Genomic DNA, 21,911 nt, shown 5'->3' on the forward strand with positions numbered 1-21,911 from the left:
TCGACTCAAATGCGCTTCTTGCCGATCGAAGATCCGCAATCGGTGTGTTCGCAGAGCATCATAGTGTCTCACGTGAGGAGGTGCGCACGCATACGACGAAAACCGCCTCATTGACGCATGTGCGCGGGCACAATGAGCTCTGCGGCGGGCTTATCGGCCTGGTGCAGGAGCTTTCATTCCCAGGGCAGCAGTTCGTGCAGGCGTGTCGCGGGAAGGTCGGCGATCCGGGTCAGGACCTCGGTGAGACAGGCCTTGGGCTCGACGTCGCTGAGGCGACAGGTCCTGATCATCGTCAGCATGGTGGCGGCACGATCGGCCCCACGCTGGCTATGAAGGTCCAGTTGGGCTCCCAAGGCGGTGCCTCTCAATGCGCCCTCAGCGCAATTGTTAAAGGGCATGATGCTTTCGGCGCCTCAAACGCTGATGGTGAGGACTGGCCGGCGGCTGCCAGGACCACCAGGTGGAAAGACGTCCGGCATCCGCCAGATGTCAGACATACTGCACCAATCTAAGGTAATCGTCCGTGAGGACAGGTGAGCGAATAGAACAGGCCGCGTCTTCAAGGAAGGTGGTCAGAGTCCGACTAGCCCGATCGCGGACTTCGACAGATTGCCGAGTCGGCGCGCGAGTACGGAGAGTTGCAAGTTCGGAACTGACCAGGTCAGCCGCCGCTGCCGCGCAATCTGAGGCAGAGAAGCAACCAGCAGACATGACAGCTTTTGCCAGTCCCAATGTGGTGAGCCAACCCGCATAGATCAGCACGGCACCGTCGGTCTCATTGAGCCCAGAGAGCTCCTCGATTGCAGCAGCATGGACTGATGCCGCTCCAACTGACCGAAAGAGATTGGCTATTTCGTCACGCGTGGCTTTAGAGAGGAGGCAGCGGCCGAGATGTGATAGGAGTGCCTCAGTCGGACCTTCGAAGATGCGAAGGATGCGAGCGTCTCGATAGATTTTGGCTAAAGGCGCTCCCTCGTCGTAACCACGGCCACCTAAGAGCTGGACGCATTGATCAGCGACAAGGCCGCACCACTCCGAGGACAAAACCTTCGTTGCCGACGCAAGGTGGACGTTTGGCGCGCCCTGCGCTGAAACAAGTCGGCAGGATGCGGCCAGCATCGCCTTCACGACTTCCCGCCGCAGCACCATCTGTCCAAATAACTGCTCGATGTAGCTGTTCTCGATCATACGCAGTTTACCGAGCCGACGATGGCTTGCATAAGAGGCTGCGACCTGGATAGCGCGCTCAAGGGCTCCAAGACCCATAGCAGCCACACCGACACGGCCGCGGTTCATACTAGATGCCGCCGCGCCCCAGCCGTCTTGATCGCGAGAGAGCACGTACGAACGCGGCACCTCGACGTCGTGGAACTCCAGGGTATTCTGAATGATGCCACGTAGACCGAGTGTGCGATGCTCGTGCGTGACCTTTAGGCCTGGAGCTTGCCTGTCAACGAGTACACCAACGAGGCGACCTTTCGCATCGGGTCCAGACGCGCGCGCAAAGCAAACGATCCAGCGAGCCCAGTCAGCGAGGCCGATCCAGATCTTGCGGCCAGAGATACGAACTTTATCTTCGCGCATGAGAGCCGAAGCCTCTATGTGCCTCGGGGCCGAGCCAGCTCCGGGCTCCGTCAAAGCGAAAGCGCAGAGATCGCCACGTGTTGCACCCCAAATGATATGCTTTTGCTCGGGGATGTGCGGTGCCGCTTGGATGCAGGGCAAGGCCAGGAAGTTATGGATGACGAGGGTAGAGGCAGCGGAGACATCGAAGGATGCAGTGGCGGAGATGAGGTTGATGGCTTCCTGCAACGGAAGAGCTAATCCGCCGTGCTCTCCTGGTGTGGTGAGCCCGAACAGTCCATGCCTTGCCAATATGCTGTGTAGGGTCGGAGGGAATGCCCGGCGGTCATCCGCGTCAGCGAAATTCAGCTGACTGAGGTCAGAGATCAAACTGGAGTATAGTGCAGCTGCACGGCCCTCGGCCGTGCGTTCCTGCGCCTCCCGGAATTGGGAGTAAACCTGAGCATACATAGTCATAAGTCCGACAATGAACCCGGTCGCGCTTCGTGCCAATTCATCCCCGTGGCTATCTCGGTTACACATTGGTATAGTGTGGATGTAAGCGCAGTATAAGCACGTTCTCCGGGACTTGGATTTATTGCGGCCGCTGCGCGGGCTCTCATCAAGGTAAGTCTTGTCGATATGACCTATCGGAGGCGCACGCTCGTTTCAGTGATCTCCCATTCCCCTCAAACTCACACAGCGTTGTCGATTGGTGTTTCGTCCCAAAGAGAGACGACCGGGGAGAGATCCGTCATGCACCAATCGGCATGGGCTTTCAATCATGTCCTCCGTGGCTGTTCGGCATAGCGCGGGCATACGCGCAGTACCAACGAAACGAACCGAATGATCTTGCGCTCGCGTCTGCAAACGGATCGCTCCCATCGTGTTCAGGGCCGCCTACCTTGATCTCTCGCCACGAGCACCCGAACGGTGATGTGGGACAATGGTCAAGGAAGAACGTTTTCGAATGTGGACCGAAGCCGCGGTTCGATCCCTGGGCTGGCTCCCTGGTGCAGGGCCCCCGATCATCATTTGTGCAATTCAGCTGGTCCTTGCTTGCGCGTTCGTCGAACGCAACCCAGAAGCCGGTACGTAATTGCTCCGGAAGGCGACCGGTACTCAGGATTTGATGAGCTCCGACCACGCAGTTCCTCTGGGATGGTTGCAGTATTCGACCAGATTGCGAGCGGCATCGCCGCGACGGGTCCCCGGATTGACGGCAATCATCGGCGCGACATCGGCGGCCCTGCACCAGTCCATGAATTCATTGGGGCTGTTCGGCTCGGTGCTGAACTAGGCCAAGTCGAGGCGCGCCGGCCTCGTTTCGGGTGGTCCAACGCCGTCCTCCCAATTGTAACCGGAGACGAAATTGCCGCCAGGGTATCGAACGAGGGTCGGGCCGAGCTCCTTCACCAGCGCCAGCACGTCCTTCCGAAAACCTCTTTCGTCTGCATGGCCGGGCTATCATAGTGCATCGGCCCAGATGTTCGGCGAAAGCACCAAACAGACTAGGGTCCGTGTGACCAATGTAAAGTCGCGATCGATCAGAACTTTGGCTTTCCTCATGTTTCTCTCGGGTGGCCTGCGGCTGATGACAGTTACGGCGTGGCTGCTGCTCTGCGAAGGGAACGAATCAAAAGTCGTGCCGAGACTGGAGAGAATTCCATGAAACCGATCCGCATCTATTGTGGGATTTGCGGATTGCGAGCTTCGACAGCGACGTCGTGGAGATACCTGAAATGGCCTACAGAGAAGTGGGATGTCGACGATCCGCGTCGAGCAGAGCAGCGAGTTAGTCTCGTGCATCTTGCCTGACGGCTACAGCTCGGCGTGCTGAGTTTGGCAGCCCGGCAAGCCAAACAATAATGCGCTTGCGGTCGCTTCCGGGCGGGATCTCAACACCGATCGGGCCTCAGCCTTGCAGACGCACAGAAAAAGGGGGAGATTTGGCGCAAATACTACAACAAAAAACGCCGCCAGGGGGCATCGGCAACAGATCGACGATTTTGCCGCAACCGAGCGAAAAGTCACAAGCAAATTAGGTCTGGGCCCTAGCGCCGTTCATACGGATAGGCCGATAGGTTGGGCTTTTGGCGCGGCTTGCTAGGACTACGTTGCAAGGTCGCCGAGGCAAAACCCTGGCATTCGTGCCAGGGTTTTGCATGGTCGTCGACAGTTTGACAGAGTGGATCAGAAGTCCATACCGCCCATGCCGGCGCCTGGAGGCATTGCTGGACCGGCCGCGGCCTTCTTCGGCAGCTCGGCAACCATGGCTTCCGTCGTGATCAGCAGCGCCGCCACCGAGGAGGCGTTCTGGACCGCGATACGCACGACCTTGGTCGGGTCAATGATGCCCTTGGAGACTAGGTTGCTATACTCGCCCGTCTGCGCATCGAAGCCATAAGAGTACTGCTCGTTGTCCAGGACTTTGCCGACCACGATCGAACCGTCTTCACCGGCGTTAATCGCGATCTGGCGGGCCGGCCAGGACAGCGCCTTGCGCACGATCTCGACGCCGGTCTTCTGGTCGTCGTTCTTGGTCCGCAGGCCCTTGAGCTGCTCGGAGGCACGGAGCAGGGCGACGCCGCCGCCCGGCAGAATGCCTTCCTCGACAGCGGCGCGGGTCGCATGCATCGCGTCATCAACGCGATCCTTGCGCTCCTTCACCTCGACCTCGGTCGCGCCGCCGACGCGGATCACCGCGACGCCGCCGGCGAGCTTGGCCAGACGCTCCTGGAGCTTCTCGCGGTCGTAGTCCGAGGTGGTCTCCTCGATCTGCGCCTTGATCTGGGCCACGCGCGCCTCGATGTCGGCCTTCTTGCCGGCGCCGTTGACGATCGTGGTGTTCTCCTTGTCGATCATCACCTTCTTGGCGCGACCGAGCATGTTGAGCGTGACGTTCTCGAGCTTGATGCCGAGATCTTCCGAGATCGCCTGGCCGCCGGTCAGGACCGCGATGTCCTGCAGCATGGCCTTGCGGCGGTCGCCGAAGCCCGGAGCCTTGACGGCCGCGACCTTCAGGCCGCCGCGCAGGCGGTTCACGACCAGCGTCGCGAGCGCTTCGCCTTCGACGTCTTCAGCGACGATGACCAGCGGCTTACCACTCTGCACCACGGCCTCGAGCAACGGCAGCAGCTCGTTCAGCGAGGAGAGCTTCTTCTCGTTGATGAGGATGTAGGCGTCGTCCATCTCAACGCGCATCTTGTCGGCGTTGGTGACGAAGTAGGGCGAGATGTAGCCGCGGTCGAACTGCATGCCCTCGACGACGTCGAGTTCGGTCTCGAGCGACTTGGCTTCCTCGACCGTGATCACGCCTTCGTTGCCGACCTTCTTCACGGCGTCGGCGAGGAACTTGCCGATCTCCTGGTCGCCGTTGGCCGAGATGGTGCCGACTTGGGCGATCTCCTCGTTCGAGGTGACCTTCTTGGAGTTCTTCTGCAGGTCCGCAACGACGGCTTCGACCGCGAGATCGATGCCGCGCTTCAGGTCCATCGGGTTCATACCGGCGGCAACCGACTTGGCGCCTTCGCGGACAATCGCGGCGGCCAGGACGGTCGCAGTGGTGGTGCCGTCGCCGGCAGCATCCGCCGCCTTCGAAGCTACTTCGCGCACCATCTGGGCGCCCATGTTCTCGAACTTGTCATCGAGTTCGATGTCCTTGGCGACGGCAACGCCGTCCTTGGTGATGCGGGGAGCGCCGAACGACTTGTCGAGCACGACGTTGCGACCCTTTGGACCGAGCGTGACCTGCACGGCATTGGCGAGGATGTCGACGCCGCGCAGCATGCGGTCCCGCGCGTCTACTCCGAATTTGACTTCTTTGGCTGACATAAAGAATTTCCTCAGTTCTTATTTTCTCATCCTTCAGTGCGCCTAAGTGGGCGCTCGTCAGGGAGTGAGCTGTGCGATCGCTGGGTTAGGCGGCTTTCTTCTTGGGAAACACATCGGTGAGAACGCCCATGATGTCGCTCTCCTTCATGATCAACAGCTCCTCGCTGTCGATCTTGACTTCGGTGCCCGACCATTTGCCGAACAGCACGCGGTCCCCGACCTGGATGTCAATCGGAATCAGCTTCCCAGTCTCATCGCGGCCGCCCGGGCCAATTGCAATGACTTCGCCCTGCGAGGGCTTTTCCTTGGCTGTGTCGGGAATGATAATGCCACCAGCGGTCTTCTCATCGGCGTCGATGCGCTTGACCACGACGCGGTCGTGAAGCGGACGAAAATTCATACAAGACTCCTGAGCGTTTCGAACAAGTTGGAGATAGTCACAGTGTGACAAGCCCAATTATAGCAAGGGTCAGGCCAATAATGAGCTGAACGATCCATGCCTGCAGCTTTTGCGTGGCTGTGTCGGGAATGATAACCCCACAAGCTGTATCGGCGTCGATGCGCTTGACCACGAAGCGGTCGTGAAGCGGACGAAAATTCATGCAAGTCTCCTGAGCTCAAGTTGGAGATAGTCACATTGTGACAAGACAAATTATAGCAAGAGTCAGGCCAAAAATGAGCTGAACGATCGATAGCTGCAGTTCTGCTGAATCGTTGCCTGGCCTGCGCGTGTCTTTGTCCGGAAGCAAACGCCATCAGATACACGGCCCGCCAAGTTGTTGCGAAGATGACATTGCGTTTCACCGAAACACCCGGTTGGGGCCCGGGCGTCCTCAACATTAACGGCCCTTAGACCGATCGAAGCACCGCGTATTTCGAAGGCGGTAGCCGGGCTGCACATGATTGCTGTCGTCTGACAGCGAGCATCGAGGGGCTGGCGCCGGGAAAACGTGCGGCGCACAAGATCCATCGAAGAGCCCGGCCCGAACAATATGAGACCCTCGCGCATAATAAAGATTATGCCGACATCCCGAGCGCGGGCGTTCAAGAAGTTATCTGCACCGACCTTGATCAGGCCACTGGATGCTGCGGTACGAACACAGCAGAGGCGGGCCATGACAATGGCGCACGGAGTCAGGCGTCATCGGCACGGCGTTCCGCCGCGGTCGCCGACCACACGTTCGAGCGAGCCGCGCTTCTGCACGCTTGGCAACTACGACGGCAAACCGCGTTCGTCACATCCTCTCGTCAGCGTTGGATCATGCTTCCGCTTCCCCACGTTCGAGCCTTGGAGCGTCAGCCACCATGGTACAGCGGTGCTGATGGAAATCCGGTTCCTCAGTTCTAGCAGCCCGGGTCGCCCACTCCGGATGCTCACCGTCTTCTTCACATTTGTTGTGTTCGCGGCTGACTAGGCCATGTACGTACTCACTAAGTGACCGGCCGCCTGATGTCCGCTCACCCCAACAGCGGCGGAAAAGCGGACATCTCCCGGGGGCGCTGAAGGGCAAAACCAGCCGTACCCGCTTGGGTGGCTTCCTCTTGAAGCAAGAGGCAGTTTGATAGGGGGCCGCATCAAACTGCTCTGGTCGTGCGTATAATGGCTAAATTGACCGTTGCCCGCATCCGCTGCGGTACCCCATACATGCACGAGCGCCAGAGCCACTCGACAGGACCGAACCGATAGCGGCGCAGCCACCACGCGCTGAACACCACCTGCGCGACATACACCAAAATGCCGATCCCCAGTGTCGCGGCCACGCCGAGGCGACCAAATTGGCCTAGACCATAACCGTAGAAGATCCAGCCGCAGATCACAGATTGCGCCAGATAGTTGGTGAACGCCATGCGGCCAACCGGCGCGGCCCAGCTCAGCATCTTCCGCCCGCCCGAGAGGTTCACAGCGGCGATGACCGCGGCCGCATAACCCAGGGCCAACACGACCGCCCCCAGCTGTTCCACCGGAATATGCGCGCGCCCGAGCGACGACCAATCGAAGAGCTCATGTCCTGCTGCCGCGAGGCTCAATCCGCCCCCGAGAAGAATGCCAAAGGTTGCGACCACGAACAGCAGGCGCCGGTTCGCCGAAGTCCGACGCACAACCCCGCTGCGCCACGCGAAGGCGCCGACCAGGAACAGCGCTACAGTGCGCGGAAAGATCAAGACGTGCACCGGAAAAATCACCGGCACCTCCCGGATCCGGAACGCGAGTACGTCGAAAAATCCGCCCGTGCCGTAGGCACGCGCCGCGTCTGCGGCAAGAGCGGCCATCTCGGCTGCACCCGGCAGCGGCACGATCGGCGGTAGCACCAGCATGGTCACGTAGAGCCCCAGGAGCAGCAGGGCTGCACCCGCCATGAGCCTCCGCGGGGCGCCGAGGAAGGGCAGCACCACGAAGCCCGCCAGCGCATATTCGACGAGAATGTCGCCGTTCCAGATCAAATAGAGATGCACCAGGCCAATCGCCAGCAACGCCACGAGCCTGCGCACGAGCAAGATCATGCGCCGTGCATTGCCGGCAAGCCGCTCGAATTGGATGGCGAGGCCGACGCCAAACAGCAGCGAGAACAGCGCAAGCGCCTTGAAGTCGACGGCGACCGTCAGCACACCCGCCACCGCCCGGTCGAGCAGCCCCGCCGGCTCCGCGTTCGGCAAGAACGCCGCGAAGAAGGAGACCCGAAATATGGTGACGATGTTCATGGCGAGCACGCCGAACAGGGCCAAGCCCCGCAGCACGTCAATCGAGTCGAGCCGTTCCGACGGGCTCATAGGCGTTGGAGGCGCGTCACTCCCCGGCGCGGTTCGCGAGCCGATGCGTCCGCCGGTCATTGCAGGACTCCCCCCGTTTCCGATGGAGAGAGTCAGTTAGAATGCCGCCTCGTGCTGCGTCAAACTACCTAAATTGGGGAGCCGAATCGAACCATGACATATTGTTCCACTGCCAATGCGAGGAAATAGACAAGCCGGCGCGTGGCAACGCGCTATGACAAACTCGCCGCCAACTACCTCGCATTCGTCCAACTTGCATCAATCAGGCTGTGGCTGCGCGTTAATGAGTCCACGTCCGAGGCTAGTCGTGTTGCGACCTAATGGAGCGGGTCTTCCTACTTCACTCACACACGTTGCCGCTGTCCTGAGCGGCTGGCACGAAATTTGAGGCGTGGAGCAGCACACCCTCGACGATCATATGCGCAAAGAGTGGGCTTGGGTATCCTGTAACATCGCACTTTGTGGATTCGAGCCTAAGATCGATAGGATTATGAAAATTTGCGATCAAACTGGGCTGCGGGAGGTAATCGAGCATTGGCCCGGTGGTTTCCAAACCTACCTGGGCGAAAATGGCGTAAAATTGTCTGGTGGCGAGAAGCAGCGCCTTTCGTTAGCACGAGCTCTATATCGGAATCCGGAAATCCTAATCTTGGACGAGCCGACCGCCTCCCTTGACTCGGTTGCCGAAGCCACTGTGCACTGGCTCCTTGAGAAGTTTGCGTCGGGCCGGTAAGACGATCGTGGTGATCTCTCACCGACTCAGCACCATCTGTGGTGCCGACAAGATCGTCGTCTTAGACAAGGGGCCGGATCGTTGCGGAGGGCAGACAGACAGATCTGCTGGCTGAAAGCGCTTATGCGCGCTTGTGGCAGACGTAAACCGAGCGGCCCTAAAGTTGCAGATGATGGCTTATCGCAAAATTGGGCGGAATCGCGGAGAGCTTATCCTCTCAGACTGACCCTGCTGATCGACGTTCGAAAAGTGTATACCACGGTCGTGTGACGGAGCGAGATCGGCAGCTCAACAACGACCACGCCTGATGACCGACGATGGCAAGCATCGGGAGAGCGTGCGCGAAATCAACCATAACGCATGTGAAATCTCGAGGTGAACTACGCCAGCGGCAAGCTGAGGCCGTCAGACGGCGTGGTCCCATGGCATAAGCGCGTCGATTTCGTTCCAGGGTAAGCCGTTGGCAATACGCTGAAGTATCTGAATATAGGCGAATGGATGGACATTGTCATTTCCGTTGTGCGGCAGCGTTGCGATGGCTGCCAACGTTTGTCGCCGCCGTCGCTGCCCGCGAAGAGCTTTTTTGAATTGTTGTAGCTGATGGGGCGTTCGACGATGGTGGAGTCGAGCTCGACGCGGCCGTCGGTGGGAAGCGTTCGAAGATGGCGCGCCGAGAGACGGCATAGCGGATCGCCTCGCCCAGCTTTGGTTTCCGGAGATCCGCCGCAAGGTGTGCTGCCAGAAGTCGAAGAGATCCGCGGCGACCGCCGTGCAGTGTTTTGCTTGCGCCCGGCAACGCGTGCGTCGATGCTTGACCGCGTACGGTCTTCCGAAGAGCAGCTGATTCCGAGGACTGGAGTGGTTCACACATTGCGCCAGCGATCTGTGATGGCAGCGGTTAGTCGGCAGAGCACATCTCGCCTGTCGCAACTGTGATCGAGGTGATTGGCTATTGGTGCGCACGAGAGATCAGTCTGGCTGGCACGCTTTAGAGAGAATAGGCGACGACTGACATTCGCACGAAGCCGATCTTTCCGCCGCTCCTAAAGGCGGACCTGAGACGACCATTCTGGCTCACAGTTGGCGGTGTCTCCCGACACCGAGCGGCAATTTGCGTTGCAGGGTAGTCGCTGCGCCCCCCTTCCGACAGGCTACCCTTTTGATGTTGATGGCATCCAAATAGCTGCCATGGATCAAGGGGACCGACGGGTACATGAATCATATACATTGATATACGTTGTGCCGGCGCGTCTGGCGTGTGATTGCTGCGTCAAAGACGAAATTCATCGGATCTTCGCGCCAAATGGAAAAAGCACCTGTGTCCTCTGTCGAAGTACACCAGCACATTGTTTCACTTCTTCAAAAGCCGAATCCCGTCATCCTGGATATCGGCTGCAATGACGGGACCGATACGCAACAGTTTCTCAACCTCTGCCCGCAAGCTAATCTCTACTGCTTTGAGCCGGACCCCAGAGCGATTGCGCGCTTCAAGAAGAAGCTGGGCCCATCGCTTTCTAAGGTGAAGCTGCTTGAAATCGCGATCAGTGATCGAAACGGGATGATCGACTTCCATCCAAGCAATGCAGATGGTGATGCGAAGGAATGGGACCTCTCCGGCTCAATACGCCGGCCGAAGAATCATCTTACTGAGTATGATTGGGTTCGGTTCGATCGCCCTGTCTCGGTTGAAACGCGGCGGCTGGACGACTGGTGCAGCGAAGCCAATCTGAATACAGTGGATTTCATCTGGATGGATGTCCAGGGAGCTGAAGCCGATGTTATCGCTGGAGGCATGCAGACCTTGAGCAACACGCGCTTTGTCTACACGGAATATAGCGACCGCGAGCTCTACGAAGGGCAGTTGTCCCTGCAAGCCATTCTTGACCTATTGCCATCATTCGAAGTGGAGGCCCACTTTCCCCGCGCAGTAGAGGGTGATGTATTGCTCAAAAATACGCGCTTCTAGTGGCTAATCATATAGGACGCCTCTTACATCGCTGCAAAACCTGATCAGCGCGCTTATGACGCCCAAAGCTGCAGAATGGGTGATCATTCGAGCGGATATCAGCCGGACGGGCGCTCCGGTTTCCGGTTGCCATTGCAGACCCCGCGCACGACGTCGGCCGTCGGGCGGGGTGGCGGGTTTCTCGCAATCATTTATTTAGCGGGCCGGCACGAGCGACGACTTCGCGGTCAGCAGCCCGAGCCGTTTCAGACGCTTGAATCAACATTGCCAGCCGATGCTCGAAGCGTTGAATCTTCTTGAACCGCTTTTGTATGGGCTGGCCCTCTAGGAAGCCGGTGCACTGCTTCGATCAAATGCGAAAGAAATTGCATCAGTTCTCCTAGTTCCGCAAGATGGGCGGATTTCAGCACGCGCTGGCGTGAGCTAAAGTATGTGTTCATTCCAGATTAGGTCGCTGTGTGGCGGCCGGCATAACTCCAGCAGCCGATTGTCCCGCAAGGCGTCCGGGACGAAGCGCAGGAGGAGGTGGCGGCCGATCTCGCGCCGGATCGGATCAAGATCGTCACCGCAATCGGGGTTACTTGCCTGCTCATTTGCCGCAGGCAGAGCTGACCATCGAATCTGCGAGGACGTTCTGCCCGTGCGGCTGCGGCGCGATGGCGAAGATCTGCGAGGACGTCATTAAACGCCTCGACGTAATCCCGGCGCGATGGCGCGAAGTTTCTCCTAGCCGCGTCGCCCGATCACCCACAATTCCAGATCGGCCCGATCGGCGTCCGGGGTCCAGCACGGCCCGAAACTGCCGCCGTTGTAGCGGCCGCCCCGGAACCCGGGGTGGCCGAAATAGTGCCACTCGCCATCCCAACCGTAATACTGAGGAACCGGGTCAATATACCAGTGGCGCTGGTCGGCACGCGAGGGCCGGCGCATCGCGTCCTTCTGTTTGTAGAGCGGAATGCTGTTGCTCAGCGGCTGGCGATAGCCGGGCAAGAAGCCGTAACCTTGCCAGACCGGCTTGGGCCGCTTTTGAATTGGCGCAGCGTTCGCGACGACCGGCAGCAGCGACAGCATGATAGTAGCAGCTAGACAAACAAGGCGAGACATGGATCGATAATAGTCGGTCGGTTGCGCGGAGGCTATTCAAATGTGGGTGCAGAGTTCTGCGTAATCTTGCGCAGAAGTTTTCTTTTCGCTGATCACGCCCTTCTTGATCAGAAAGCACGCATATCCCCGGTGTCACCCACCTGCACGACGCCGAAGCTGCAGCGAGAGAAAATCCGGACGCGAGAGCTTGCCGCGACTGAAGACACACACCGTGCGCGTATGTGGGACGGCCGACCGAGCGTTCAATCTCGACCAGCACGATGCGCTTGCGTCCGGGCAAACGGTCGGGATCGTCGACGGGCATCGTCACGCGCACGGATCGACGAGATCGTCGAGCGGATGGAGCGTAGTATGGCGCGGACGGTCCTCTCTAACTCATGCCCGTCAGCTGAATCAGGCGCTCCGAGTAGAGCCGTGGCGGCGATGCGGTTGGCCGGGTGGTTGGCGTCGACGGCCACGAGGTCGCCGCCATAGCCATGGAGGCAAGTAGACAGAGCGGCTCGGGCGTTAGGATCGGATCGATCGATTTCAGCATGCGACGAACTATCTTCCCGATCAATCGCTTACTAACCGTTCGCAATCATCAGAGATCGCGGGCCGGAACACTTCCAAACTGTCGCTCATCAGTGGCAAAAAAAGGCCCGGCCTCGTTTCGATGGCCGGGCCGAAGTCAGTCGCCGACAGAGGGAGAGAGCTGCCGACGGTTCTTGCGGCAAAACGTTCACCGCAAATTCGAATTAAGGAAGGATCAATGAATGGAGAGATCTGGCGTCGTTTCCTATCAATCAGACCATATTGATGGAATGCGGCTCAACACTTGCTCGCACAAACCTTGAAGGGCGTATTGTCCCTTGTTTTGCGTATCTTCAAAGCCATTGCGATTAAATGAGCGGCGCCCAACAGAGACGATCCTCGGCTGTTCGAACGGCGCCGACGTGCCCGGCCGCCAAGCGCAGCAACCCAGTACCCCCTGGGCTTGGACGAAGTACGTTGTTGTTCGCATGCGAGGACTGGGACCCCGTCCGCCAGACCTGGCAGACGGGGATTGGGGCCGTGTCGCCCATTGCCGTACACACATCGACCGCATTGGTATCATCGTCTCACCGATGGCAGCAAACAGCGGGCCGGTCCGATTTGCCGGGCATCCTCGTCAGCAACTTAGCAATGGTACAACGTGACGCCACGTGCGATTCAAGGCCTTTTAGCTCATCCGTATAAAATTCAAGCCGCCGATCTCTCACAGGCAGCTGAGGAAACCGCCAGCGGTCGAGGTGCGTGATTCTATTTTGAATGGGCTTGTACACGTGAGCGCTCAAGGCACATTGCACGTCATATTTTGTGTGATGCAATATTGTTGCGTTCTTCGCGTCGAATGCGCACAAAGGAGACGCTGGCGAATGGCGCCCGACTTCCACAAGCGAGATCGGTATGCGGCGGGTGGGTCCTATCTACGGTGTATTTGCTGCGTGGCTGCTGCGTTTTGCACCGGCCGTGAGCCCGAGCGGTCAGGTTCATCGAATTGATTTCTGGGCATCGCGAGCTCTTAGTCGCGGCAAACAGAAGTATTGGTTCAACGCTAAGAAAAGGCAACATCCCGCGATTGGTCGTGAGCTATAACGGAGATCACATAACGACAGTCATCACAAATCTGCTCGCCCGAAAGCAGATGCTCATTAAGCAACTTGATTGTAGCCAGGACGTTGGGCAACGCGAAAAGATCGGGCGTCAACTTGAGGAGAACGCGATATCGACGACCAGGGCGTTTTGACGCGCGGCCTCTGATCTTGCAGCAAAGACTCGCGCTGCATCGGGTCCGCCGCGCTTCGGTGTCCCAATCAATTTTGCAAACGGGCGAATGCTGTTCGCCCTCCTGAAAACTCAGCCAGAGTCCCGCGAACCTCCTCCGAATGAGTGGACACCTGTAATAGCGTCAGAAAGCCTAGAGATGCGAATGCCAGCACGTCAACGTAGATCGTTCACAGAGGATTTTAGCGCTAGGCCGTTGCACTGGCGGGTATCGAGCGGTCGATCGATCGGAACGGTCGAAGGAAGTCGGTCTTGGGCGACTCGGTGCAGCGACGCTGGGTGGATAAGCTCCGGCAGGAGCTGGCATCAGCGGCGTGGCGCCCGCGCAGGGCGACGCCTAAGCAGGCGCACCGGGCTTCGGAGATCGCCCGCCTGCGACAGGAGAACGAACGGCTGCGCATGGAGCGCGACATCAAAAAAGGAAGCCGGGCTTGGAAGGTTCGTGAGTTGAACCGCCGGCTGTCGTGCCGAAATGCAAGTGGATTGTGCTCGAGATGACAATGATCGAGGCGGGGGCGTAGAGACCTATGAGAGCGCGTTTGCGATGGGGAGGGATGCCCCACGGATATGAAGTGGTGTTTTTGAGAAGCGCCTGACTGCAAGGGTCTCTCTCTCTCTCTCTCTCTCTCTCTCTTGTCCTTTAAAATAAGGTCGGCAGGCGACTAGGTCCTGTAGCTGCGAACAGCATCATATCGCGCGTCCGGCAATCCTGCCGCGGGGTGTGCGGAACGTGAAGAACCAGTTCATGGAAATCCCGGCTGTGCTGCACTTCCGAGCAGGAGACGGCCGGCGCTCTGAAGCGTTCCCTCGTTTAAAGCTGCGTGCTGGGCAACCACGAAGCTGTCGCACATGGCGCGTGCCAGATTGCTGGTGGTATAGAGCGACGCACTTCCAGCGAGACCGCTCGCAACGTTGCAGACCTCAGCGCTCTGCCGCGCGGCGTTCGTCGCGGCGAGCCGCATCAGCGTCGCCCTGTTCGGGGTTACGGCACCTTTGAGCGCTTCCTTCCACAGCTCCTCGGTGGCCTCATAGAAGAAGGCACGGGCGGAACGCAGCATGGCTTCGGCTCTGGCCATCTCCAGTTGGACATAGCCGCGCTCTGCCATCACGGGCGCTCCCGTGATTGAGGCGCGGCTTCCGGCCATGGCGATCACCTCGTCCAGCGCGGAGCGCGCAATACCGACGCCGACAATCGCATGCGCCTGCGCGGCGAAAGTCACGGACGGATATCGATAGACCGGCGCGTCGAGCGTCGGCGGACCGCCGCGGATCAAGGTCCATTCCTCCGGCACAATGACATCGTTGACAACGACGTCGTGGCTGCCGGTGCCTTGCAGGCCAATGACGTCCCAATTGGGCCGGATTGTCACCTTCTCGGCCGGCATCACGGCTACACGCGCAAGGCCACCGGTCGGATCGTCTTCCACAGTGATGCCAACGCCTATCAGATCCGCGCCCGGTGAGCCGCTGGCGAATGGCCACACGCCGTTCACGACAAACCCGTCAGTGCTTCGCCTGGCGGGCTGAAGGGGGAAAAGCGCACCTGCCAACACCACGTCAGGTCCGTTCGCGTATACCTCGCGAAGCGTGTCGTCCGGCAGAGCTGCGAGGTAGCGAGCCCCATCGCCGAAGCTAGCGACCCAACCGGCGGAGCCGTCGGCTTCGGAAATTTGCTCGATCAGGCGACAAAAATCGGCCGGCGTTCGCTCCTCGCCGCCGAACCGCCTGGCGGCCAAAGCCCGATAGACGCCAACGCGCTTGAAGCCTTCGATGATGTCGTCTGGAATCTTTTGCGCGCGGGCGAACTCGTTTCGACGCGCGCGGATATCGACCAGCAGCGGCGACAGATTGTCCCAGGTCGCAGCCGTACCTTCGGTTTCTGAAGTGATCTTCTCTGGTGAAGCGTTCATAAGCTGTCCTCGGTGCCTTGAGCCGATCGACGCCGCGCTTCATTGATTTGGATTGCGCGCGCATGGCGAGGCCGGCCGGATTGAAACCCAGTCGGAAGGGATCGTTGAAACTGTCGCAGTTGATATCGACTGTGATGCGATTGCAGGCGGTTGCCTCCAAAAAGGCTGGCTCAAAGAAAGGTCTTGAGCGCTGGGAAGGCTGACCGACATATCGCTGTCGATGCTGTCTTTGAGGCTGAAGCGGCAAAGCAGCCGATATGCGGTGGCGAGATCGATCCGCCTCTGCTGCACTATGTCTCCGACGGTTGAAAGCAGCGCTCGTTTTGTCATGTCGTCTCCAACGGACGATTTGTCACAATTGGTGCCGGCCGGCTCGAAGCATGCTGTGAATTCCTGACTTGGCGACCGCGAGGCGCCCAAGCCTGCGGCTCGTTTACATGTCCCCAGCAATCGATGTGCCATCAATGATGGTCTGCCGGCCGTGTCTGAATCGAGCGAGACCCCTGCCGCGCCAGCAGGATGCTCGCGCCTCCCGTGTCTGATCCCAGGCACAAGACGTCATCAACCGAACACGGCAGAAGGAGAACGACTGAAGTGGAGCTCGACCGCGAACCAGTCGGGCTCGGCTTACCTCCTGCAGTTTCAGGCCCGCTCCGACCTCCGACAACCTTCTGTTTATGCTGATCCAAGGTACAGGCCCGAGATAGATGCAACGAGGCTGCTTTTGCTACACTGGCGGTTTTCCAAATGGCTGAGCAGGAGAGGTCCGTCTGATGCCGACGCGAATAGAGCTTTTCTTTACATCGGTCGGCTAGGCAGTCGTCGTGGTTGTAATTTTGCACTCTATGATCTTCGGACCTGGCTGAGCCTGCTGATCATGAGCAGGGGCCATAGGTGGCCTCCCGGATCGCGGGTGAGAATCTACCGGAAGTTGGTCGCATGCTCCGAAGGCCGAGGAGCTCAGACCCCGCATGCCTCGCACCCGATCTGCCGCTTGAACTACCTCCGTCGGCCTAGCGCATCTGCGTCCAGGCATGAATACTGTTGCGCGGCGGTATGAGAGTCTCTTGGTGCTGGCCTCGCGTGCCCACATGAGGACGTAGAATACGAGGAGATTAAGAGGCCGCGCATACCAAGGGTCTTCCCGAAGCTATGACAAATTGTGGAGCGGATTGTATTCGGTGCATTTGATGCAGCCGATGCGCGAGCGAATTGCGCGGAACTCGACCGAAGCCCTGTATCAGGCGGCAAACGACTGTCCGGCAGCGCGAAGGTGCCAGCGTCAGCTCAGCAAATCGACTCTGCCGGTGTCGAGCCGATACAGACCCCCAACGACCTTCAGTCTGTTCTGCTCGACTGCCGCGTTCAGAATCGGCCCCGTCGATTTGAGTTTGTTGACATTGTCGATTACATTTTGTCGGGTTGCTTCGGCGGACGTGTCACCGGTTTGCTGGCGAGAGACTTCTACCGCTGGCGCAAGCGCAGCGACCAGGGATGAAATGTGCCCCGGCGGCGGCTTATTGTCGTGGAGCGACTTGATCGTGGCGTCTATCGCACCGCAATGGTCGTGGCCAAGTACCAGGATCAGCGGCGTGTTCAGCACGGCCACCGCATATTCCATACTGGCGAGCGTGTCATCGTTGACGAAGTTACCAGCGAGGCGGCAGACAAACAGATCACCAAGTCCGCTGCCGAAGACAAGTTCAGGCGCCACGCGAGAATCGGCGCAGCTCAGAACCGCGGCATATGGATTTTGCCCATCCACCAAAACCTGACGCTCGCGCTTGAAATCGTCGCGTCGTGATACGCCCTGGACATAGCCATCGTTCCCTTCCATCAGCCGCTTCAGGGCAGCCTCCGGCGAGATCAGGTTATTGGGCTTGGGCGGCGCTGTTGCTTCCTTCGCATCGACAATGTTGTTGCTAAACCGTAGGCAAACCGCCGAAGCAGCGAACAGCAACAGCGAGCGACGCGAAAGCGCGGTCTTGGCCAGGTAGGTCGGAGAATGGCCTGCCTTCATGCATCTCACCTCATCGCGCCGCTTTACGCCACCCGGTGGCTTCGGCTTCCGCTTAGCTGCAGAGCCAGCGTTCACCGGGCTTCGTCATGTCGATTTGTTCGTAACTGAGTTGCCCGCGCAGGTGATAAATGCGATCGCCATTGCTGCCCAGAGTACCTTTTATCACACACTCGGGCGAGGGCGGGTCCGATAGCAGCGCGGATCCGAGCAGGAGTTCCCGAGCGTCGATCGGAACCGAGCTCGCGCCGATGATGATCGTCCCCTTATTGCGGCGACGCCAGTCCCAGGGGGCGATGAACGCCCCCGACCACAGCCCCGCGCAGGTTTTGCTCGCCACAACTTCATAGATGACGTACGGACCCGAGGAGAGTGCCCAACCGGAGCGTACCATCCAGGCGTTCACGTCCTCGCCTTCTATGAAGCAACTGCCGCGCGACCTGCCGTATTCATCACCTCCTGTGATATGACAATCCCACGTTCGTCCGTTTGAATGCTTGATCAGCTCGTCGCGAGCAGCTATGCCGCAAGCCCATTTCCGACCGTGGGCGTCGAGGCAAATCTGGTCAGTTTCAGGAGCTTCGATGCCTGAGAGCCGAAGCTTGGATTGCTCGATCTCGATCGTATTGCCGTCGAGGATGCGGGCAGGGCCGCTGAGCTTCGCCGCGCAGACCGGAGATGTGATGACAGCGAACAATGCGACCATCATTACGCGCTGTTTCATCCCCACAATAATCTCCCGCTCTTGATCCATGTTCACGCACGATCCGGCGCGCCACGTTCGACTGCTTAAACACTACGTACGTTATTCGGCCGGCATCTTTGGACGTTTGCTCTAGGAAAGCGTGGCCGTCATTTCCAAGCTACGACCTGACGCTGCGTGAGGTTCAAGCGATTTCTTCCGGTGTGCGTGTCGCGGCATCCTTCGAGGCTCGCCGGTCTCTCTCTCTCTCTCTCTCTCTCTCTCTCTCTCTCTCTCTCTCTCTCTCTGAGCGCGCACTGCACCCTCTCGACCTGAGGAGGAGATCCCCATCGCTCAGCTGCGAACTCGGTATGTGAGAGAAAACCGAACCTCGGAACGCTGTTTCTCACGCGCTTGAAGAACAAAAGTCGCCTGTGAATCTTGACAGACGAGTGGAAGTCAGGCGGGGGAGGAGCAACTTGGCTAGCTTTGTGGCAACCACCATCGGCAAGGCCCCGATGGTTTCAGCGACGGCGATGACATTTCGCCGTCAATTCTTGTCAGGAAAATATTGATCTCCGAAGAGAAATCTGGTCTCGCTTCCTCTGAGATCTGGACAAAGGCGCGACGGAGTTCAGCTCAACACCCGCTGCGTAAAATGAATCGGTATCGTTTTGCGCAAACCGCGCCAAACCCGGAGCCCTCTTTCGGAGAGTCAGCCGGGTGATCGTTGATGCCAATTGCATTGAGGCTTTTCGCATGTCTGCGCTGCACCATAATCGTTCGTGGTGCCATCGCCGCGTTCGTACAAGGACCGGATTGTCATGGCCCAGGCGGCGCGACTGGCGGCCGCTCTCTCGTAGTATGCTTCACCGCGATCACATGCGGAGAGTTATCTAGCAAGCCCGGCGTGAGGGCGTGCGTTTTGCGCCACGGAAATTTGGAGCGGCAACCTCCGCGGCTTCGTCGTATACGCACTGGGCGAGGGGTGAGCCGCCCCGTGTTCGGACGATCGCGAGTGCCATCCTGTGCGAAGCCTCAATCCACAACATGGTTGCCCCCGTTGCGGCACTCGGGCAGCTAGCTCTGGTGCGGTTTAGCCGACTCAAGCTACAAATCATTCTCAATGACCTCACTACAGAATGAGAATGAAATGGCTGCCCCCCGGGAATTGCCAGTCTCTTCTTACGCGCTTGAAGTAGATGGCCGACTCAGAGCCGAATTCGCAACCAGAGACGGCGCCAGGGCAGGCGGAGCAGAACTAAAGAAGCGTTTTCCCACGCTTCAAATCCGGATCTATGACGCGCAGACGAATGCGCGCGAGGAAATCTAGCACCGACCCAGTTCGGTCCTCGATACCTGGCGCACGGCGCCGGGTTCCTCGCCGGGGTCACTCGCCGGTGCTCAGGGGGCGTGCCGGGCCGCTAACGCTGCCCCATTACCGTCTTAACGCGCTTCGTCGCAGCACTCGATCTCGCGTGCCGCCTCGGCGTCGGCACGCTCACGCTCTTGCGGGTGCCAGTCAGTCGCGCGATGCGCGGCGCGCACGCCGGATCGGGCTTGGGCCCGAGGCATCTCCAGGCCCGGTCCCTTGAAGACTGGCATGGAGAGCTGGTTCCCTCGCGGATTGGTGTCCTCCCACTGCCTCGGTGCCCCGGAGGCCAAATCTCGCCAGCTGGCACGTGCCGCTGCACTCGACTACTCGCAGAAGGAGGCGGTGGTAATCTTGCTGTCCGATTTTTTCCTGACGAGCTGAAAGCTGCGGGAAAAATCTCGAGACTGTTGAAGGCGCAAACACCGACATTTTAGAGCTGATATGTCTTGCAGTTGTTCAGAGGCGTTCGGCGGTAAAAGGAGCTACGGCGCGATCTTGCTCTGCGCGACCATTTTACCGAGGGCTTTCGTCGCCTTGCTCTTCCCGATCCTTTGGCTCTATGCGAGCGAACCAGGAGCCAGGAGGAAAGGCCGCGATACGCTTGGCAAAGGAGGATTGCGGCTTCCAATCTTGCCCTTCGCTCTTCTCGAAAGTGATGACCCCGTTGTGTGTAAAAAAACGGGGTCCTGCGATATCGCAGTTCACTAAAAGCAAAACGCGCCACAGATCACCTTTCTCGGTCGGTTTGTCATTCTGCTTCGGCAAGTAGTCCACTCCAACAGGTTCAACGATAGTGCAGCGGCCCTGCCGCAGAAGATCGCCGAGCCGGCCTTGCGTGGTCGTCACAAAGTTGAAATTGCTCGGATCATGCAAAAAGCGAAGATTTGCGTCCCTTTCGCCATCCTTGACTTCACTGGCGATCAACGAGAGCGCCAGGGCGCGCCAGCCCAATTCCATCGGCTTCGCATAGGTCGACGCAAGTTGAAAGGTTCCGTCGTGCGCGATCTTCCAGGTGATAACATTCTGTTCGCCTGATGTATCATCCCGGTGCCTAGTCCACGAAACGAACACATGGTCATCTTGATCAAGTTCAGCGAGGCCCCACATTCGAGGGACGAACTGTGCCACCTTCGAGACGTTGGAGACAATTTGTTCTATTGTCTCGCCGTCTTGCGCTCGCCACGTTGACTTGAATCGTTCGATAAGGGGGCTCTCGTTGGCGCGAACACCGTTGCTCGTCGGAGCCAACCCGGCCAGGTAGATCAGGCATTGACCAAGACAAAACCATAACGCGCGTCTTCCAGAGATGTTTCTCATAACTGTCGGCCTATCTGGTTTCATCCACACGTCGTTCTAAAGCGAGCAACCTTCAACCAGTATGCGCGAGCGCAAGAAGTTAGCGGCGACGCGACGGGGAGAGCGATGGTGTCCCGTGCGAGCAGGGCTCCCCTCTATGTCACGCGCCGCTAACTTCGCTGCCGGCGACAGCCTCAATTTGCTGTGCTGGACATGCCCAGAAGGAGAAGACTGGGTATGCCGAAGACTTGCATCCTTCGTGCCAGGTAATGGACTGCAATTCACACCGCTTTTGTGTTCTCTTTGTCGACTTTCCGACTGGCCCATGTCTCGATGTTTCCGTTCAGCGCTATCCAGCGCGGCTTATGCATCCTCGTCACGCGACCGTTTAGTTCGGTATCGTTGCCATCGGAAGCCGGGACTCGCAACAGATGCGTTCGGCTCGAGGCAGCAGTCCCGACTGCGCAAGCCGCATTTGTCCCTGCCACCGATCTGCCATGCGGCCCGCGGGCAGCTGCGATGGTCATTCCGATATGGCCGATTGAGAGCGCTTCTACATCATCTGAACCATAGAGATGCATGGTCATTCGCGTCGCAGATGTCGCAGCTCAGCTTGAGACATAATCTGAGAGGTTGACGGAAGACTTCTCTTGCCGATATTCCAAGCCGTCGAGGTTCTCCGGTTTCCACTTGCCGGAGCTAAGAGGGAAGCCGGTGACAATGCCGGCGCTGCCCCCGCAACTGTGAGCGGCAAGCCGCTGTCCAACGATGTCACTGAAGCCTGCGCGGCTTCGGGAAGGCCGGACAGAAGCGATGACCCGCGAGCCAGGAGACCTGCCCCGACAATATATTCGTC

11 protein-coding genes, 4 pseudogenes and 1 riboswitch are annotated in these 21,911 nt (G+C 58.9%); of the genes and pseudogenes, 2 read left to right on the top strand and 13 right to left on the bottom strand.

The genetic code is table 11. The annotated features are described in order from the left end of the window. Positions 1 to 173: 173 nt before the first annotated feature. The 7 genes and pseudogenes from CVM73_RS19015 to CVM73_RS19045 all read right to left on the bottom strand — a co-directional run. A pseudogene (locus CVM73_RS19015) lies at positions 174 to 389 on the bottom strand (transposase domain-containing protein); the annotation flags it as partial. Between the two features lie 100 nt (positions 390 to 489). Further along, positions 490 to 2,106: an acyl-CoA dehydrogenase family protein gene (locus tag CVM73_RS19020; RefSeq protein ID WP_100233442.1), complete on the bottom strand. Its 1,617-nt coding sequence runs from the start codon at positions 2,104 to 2,106 to the stop codon at positions 490 to 492. A gap of 753 nt (positions 2,107 to 2,859) precedes the next feature. Further along, a complete protein-coding gene (locus CVM73_RS41930; RefSeq protein ID WP_488226283.1) occupies positions 2,860 to 2,991 on the bottom strand; it encodes a hypothetical protein in 132 nt (43 codons plus the stop codon). Positions 2,992 to 3,756: 765 nt separating this feature from the next. After that, entirely contained in the window at positions 3,757 to 5,397 is a 1,641-nt protein-coding gene (groL, locus tag CVM73_RS19030) for a chaperonin GroEL (RefSeq protein WP_100233443.1), read from the bottom strand. 85 nt (positions 5,398 to 5,482) lie between these two features. Continuing rightward, entirely contained in the window at positions 5,483 to 5,797 is a 315-nt protein-coding gene (locus CVM73_RS19035) for a co-chaperone GroES (RefSeq protein WP_100233444.1), read from the bottom strand. Between the two features lie 100 nt (positions 5,798 to 5,897). After that, a pseudogene (locus CVM73_RS41040) lies at positions 5,898 to 5,999 on the bottom strand (co-chaperone GroES); the annotation flags it as partial. A 973-nt stretch (positions 6,000 to 6,972) separates the two neighbouring features. Continuing rightward, positions 6,973 to 8,226: a DUF418 domain-containing protein gene (locus tag CVM73_RS19045; protein ID WP_100233445.1), complete on the bottom strand. Its 1,254-nt coding sequence runs from the start codon at positions 8,224 to 8,226 to the stop codon at positions 6,973 to 6,975. 388 nt (positions 8,227 to 8,614) lie between these two features. Here CVM73_RS19045 and CVM73_RS19050 point away from each other — a divergent pair. Together CVM73_RS19050 and CVM73_RS19055 are read left to right on the top strand one after the other, a co-directional pair. Further along, positions 8,615 to 9,045, top strand: a pseudogene (locus CVM73_RS19050) (ATP-binding cassette domain-containing protein); the annotation flags it as partial. A gap of 1,172 nt (positions 9,046 to 10,217) precedes the next feature. Next, complete coding sequence (locus tag CVM73_RS19055; RefSeq protein WP_100233534.1) at positions 10,218 to 10,865, top strand: FkbM family methyltransferase; 648 nt, start codon at positions 10,218 to 10,220, stop codon at positions 10,863 to 10,865. Positions 10,866 to 11,608: 743 nt separating this feature from the next. On the opposite strand, the pseudogene CVM73_RS19065 reads toward CVM73_RS19055, so the two are convergent. The 6 genes and pseudogenes from CVM73_RS19065 to CVM73_RS19095 all read right to left on the bottom strand — a co-directional run bounded on the left by CVM73_RS19065 (position 11,609) and on the right by CVM73_RS19095 (position 21,076). After that, positions 11,609 to 11,969 (bottom strand): annotated as a pseudogene (locus CVM73_RS19065) (hypothetical protein). Positions 11,970 to 14,518: 2,549 nt separating this feature from the next. Then, positions 14,519 to 15,511, bottom strand: a complete 993-nt coding sequence (locus CVM73_RS19075) for an acyl-CoA dehydrogenase family protein (RefSeq protein WP_245452352.1) — start codon at positions 15,509 to 15,511, stop codon at positions 14,519 to 14,521. Positions 15,512 to 15,724: 213 nt separating this feature from the next. Beyond that, positions 15,725 to 16,015: a hypothetical protein gene (locus tag CVM73_RS39260; RefSeq protein ID WP_146006623.1), complete on the bottom strand. Its 291-nt coding sequence runs from the start codon at positions 16,013 to 16,015 to the stop codon at positions 15,725 to 15,727. 952 nt (positions 16,016 to 16,967) lie between these two features. Next, a complete protein-coding gene (locus CVM73_RS19080; protein ID WP_100233447.1) occupies positions 16,968 to 17,705 on the bottom strand; it encodes a carbonic anhydrase in 738 nt (245 codons plus the stop codon). A gap of 52 nt (positions 17,706 to 17,757) precedes the next feature. After that, the gene (locus CVM73_RS19085; RefSeq protein WP_245452370.1) at positions 17,758 to 18,456 is read right to left on the bottom strand and encodes a thermonuclease family protein; all 699 of its coding nucleotides are present in this window, start codon (positions 18,454 to 18,456) and stop codon (positions 17,758 to 17,760) included. 1,816 nt (positions 18,457 to 20,272) lie between these two features. Continuing rightward, positions 20,273 to 21,076 (bottom strand): nodulate formation efficiency C protein, encoded by an 804-nt coding sequence (locus CVM73_RS19095; RefSeq protein ID WP_245452353.1) that lies wholly within the window; start codon positions 21,074 to 21,076, stop codon positions 20,273 to 20,275. A gap of 634 nt (positions 21,077 to 21,710) precedes the next feature. After that, a riboswitch (cobalamin riboswitch) is annotated at positions 21,711 to 21,911 on the top strand.

This window comes from Bradyrhizobium forestalis (genome assembly GCF_002795245.1).
Lineage (GTDB): Bacteria > Pseudomonadota > Alphaproteobacteria > Rhizobiales > Xanthobacteraceae > Bradyrhizobium > Bradyrhizobium forestalis.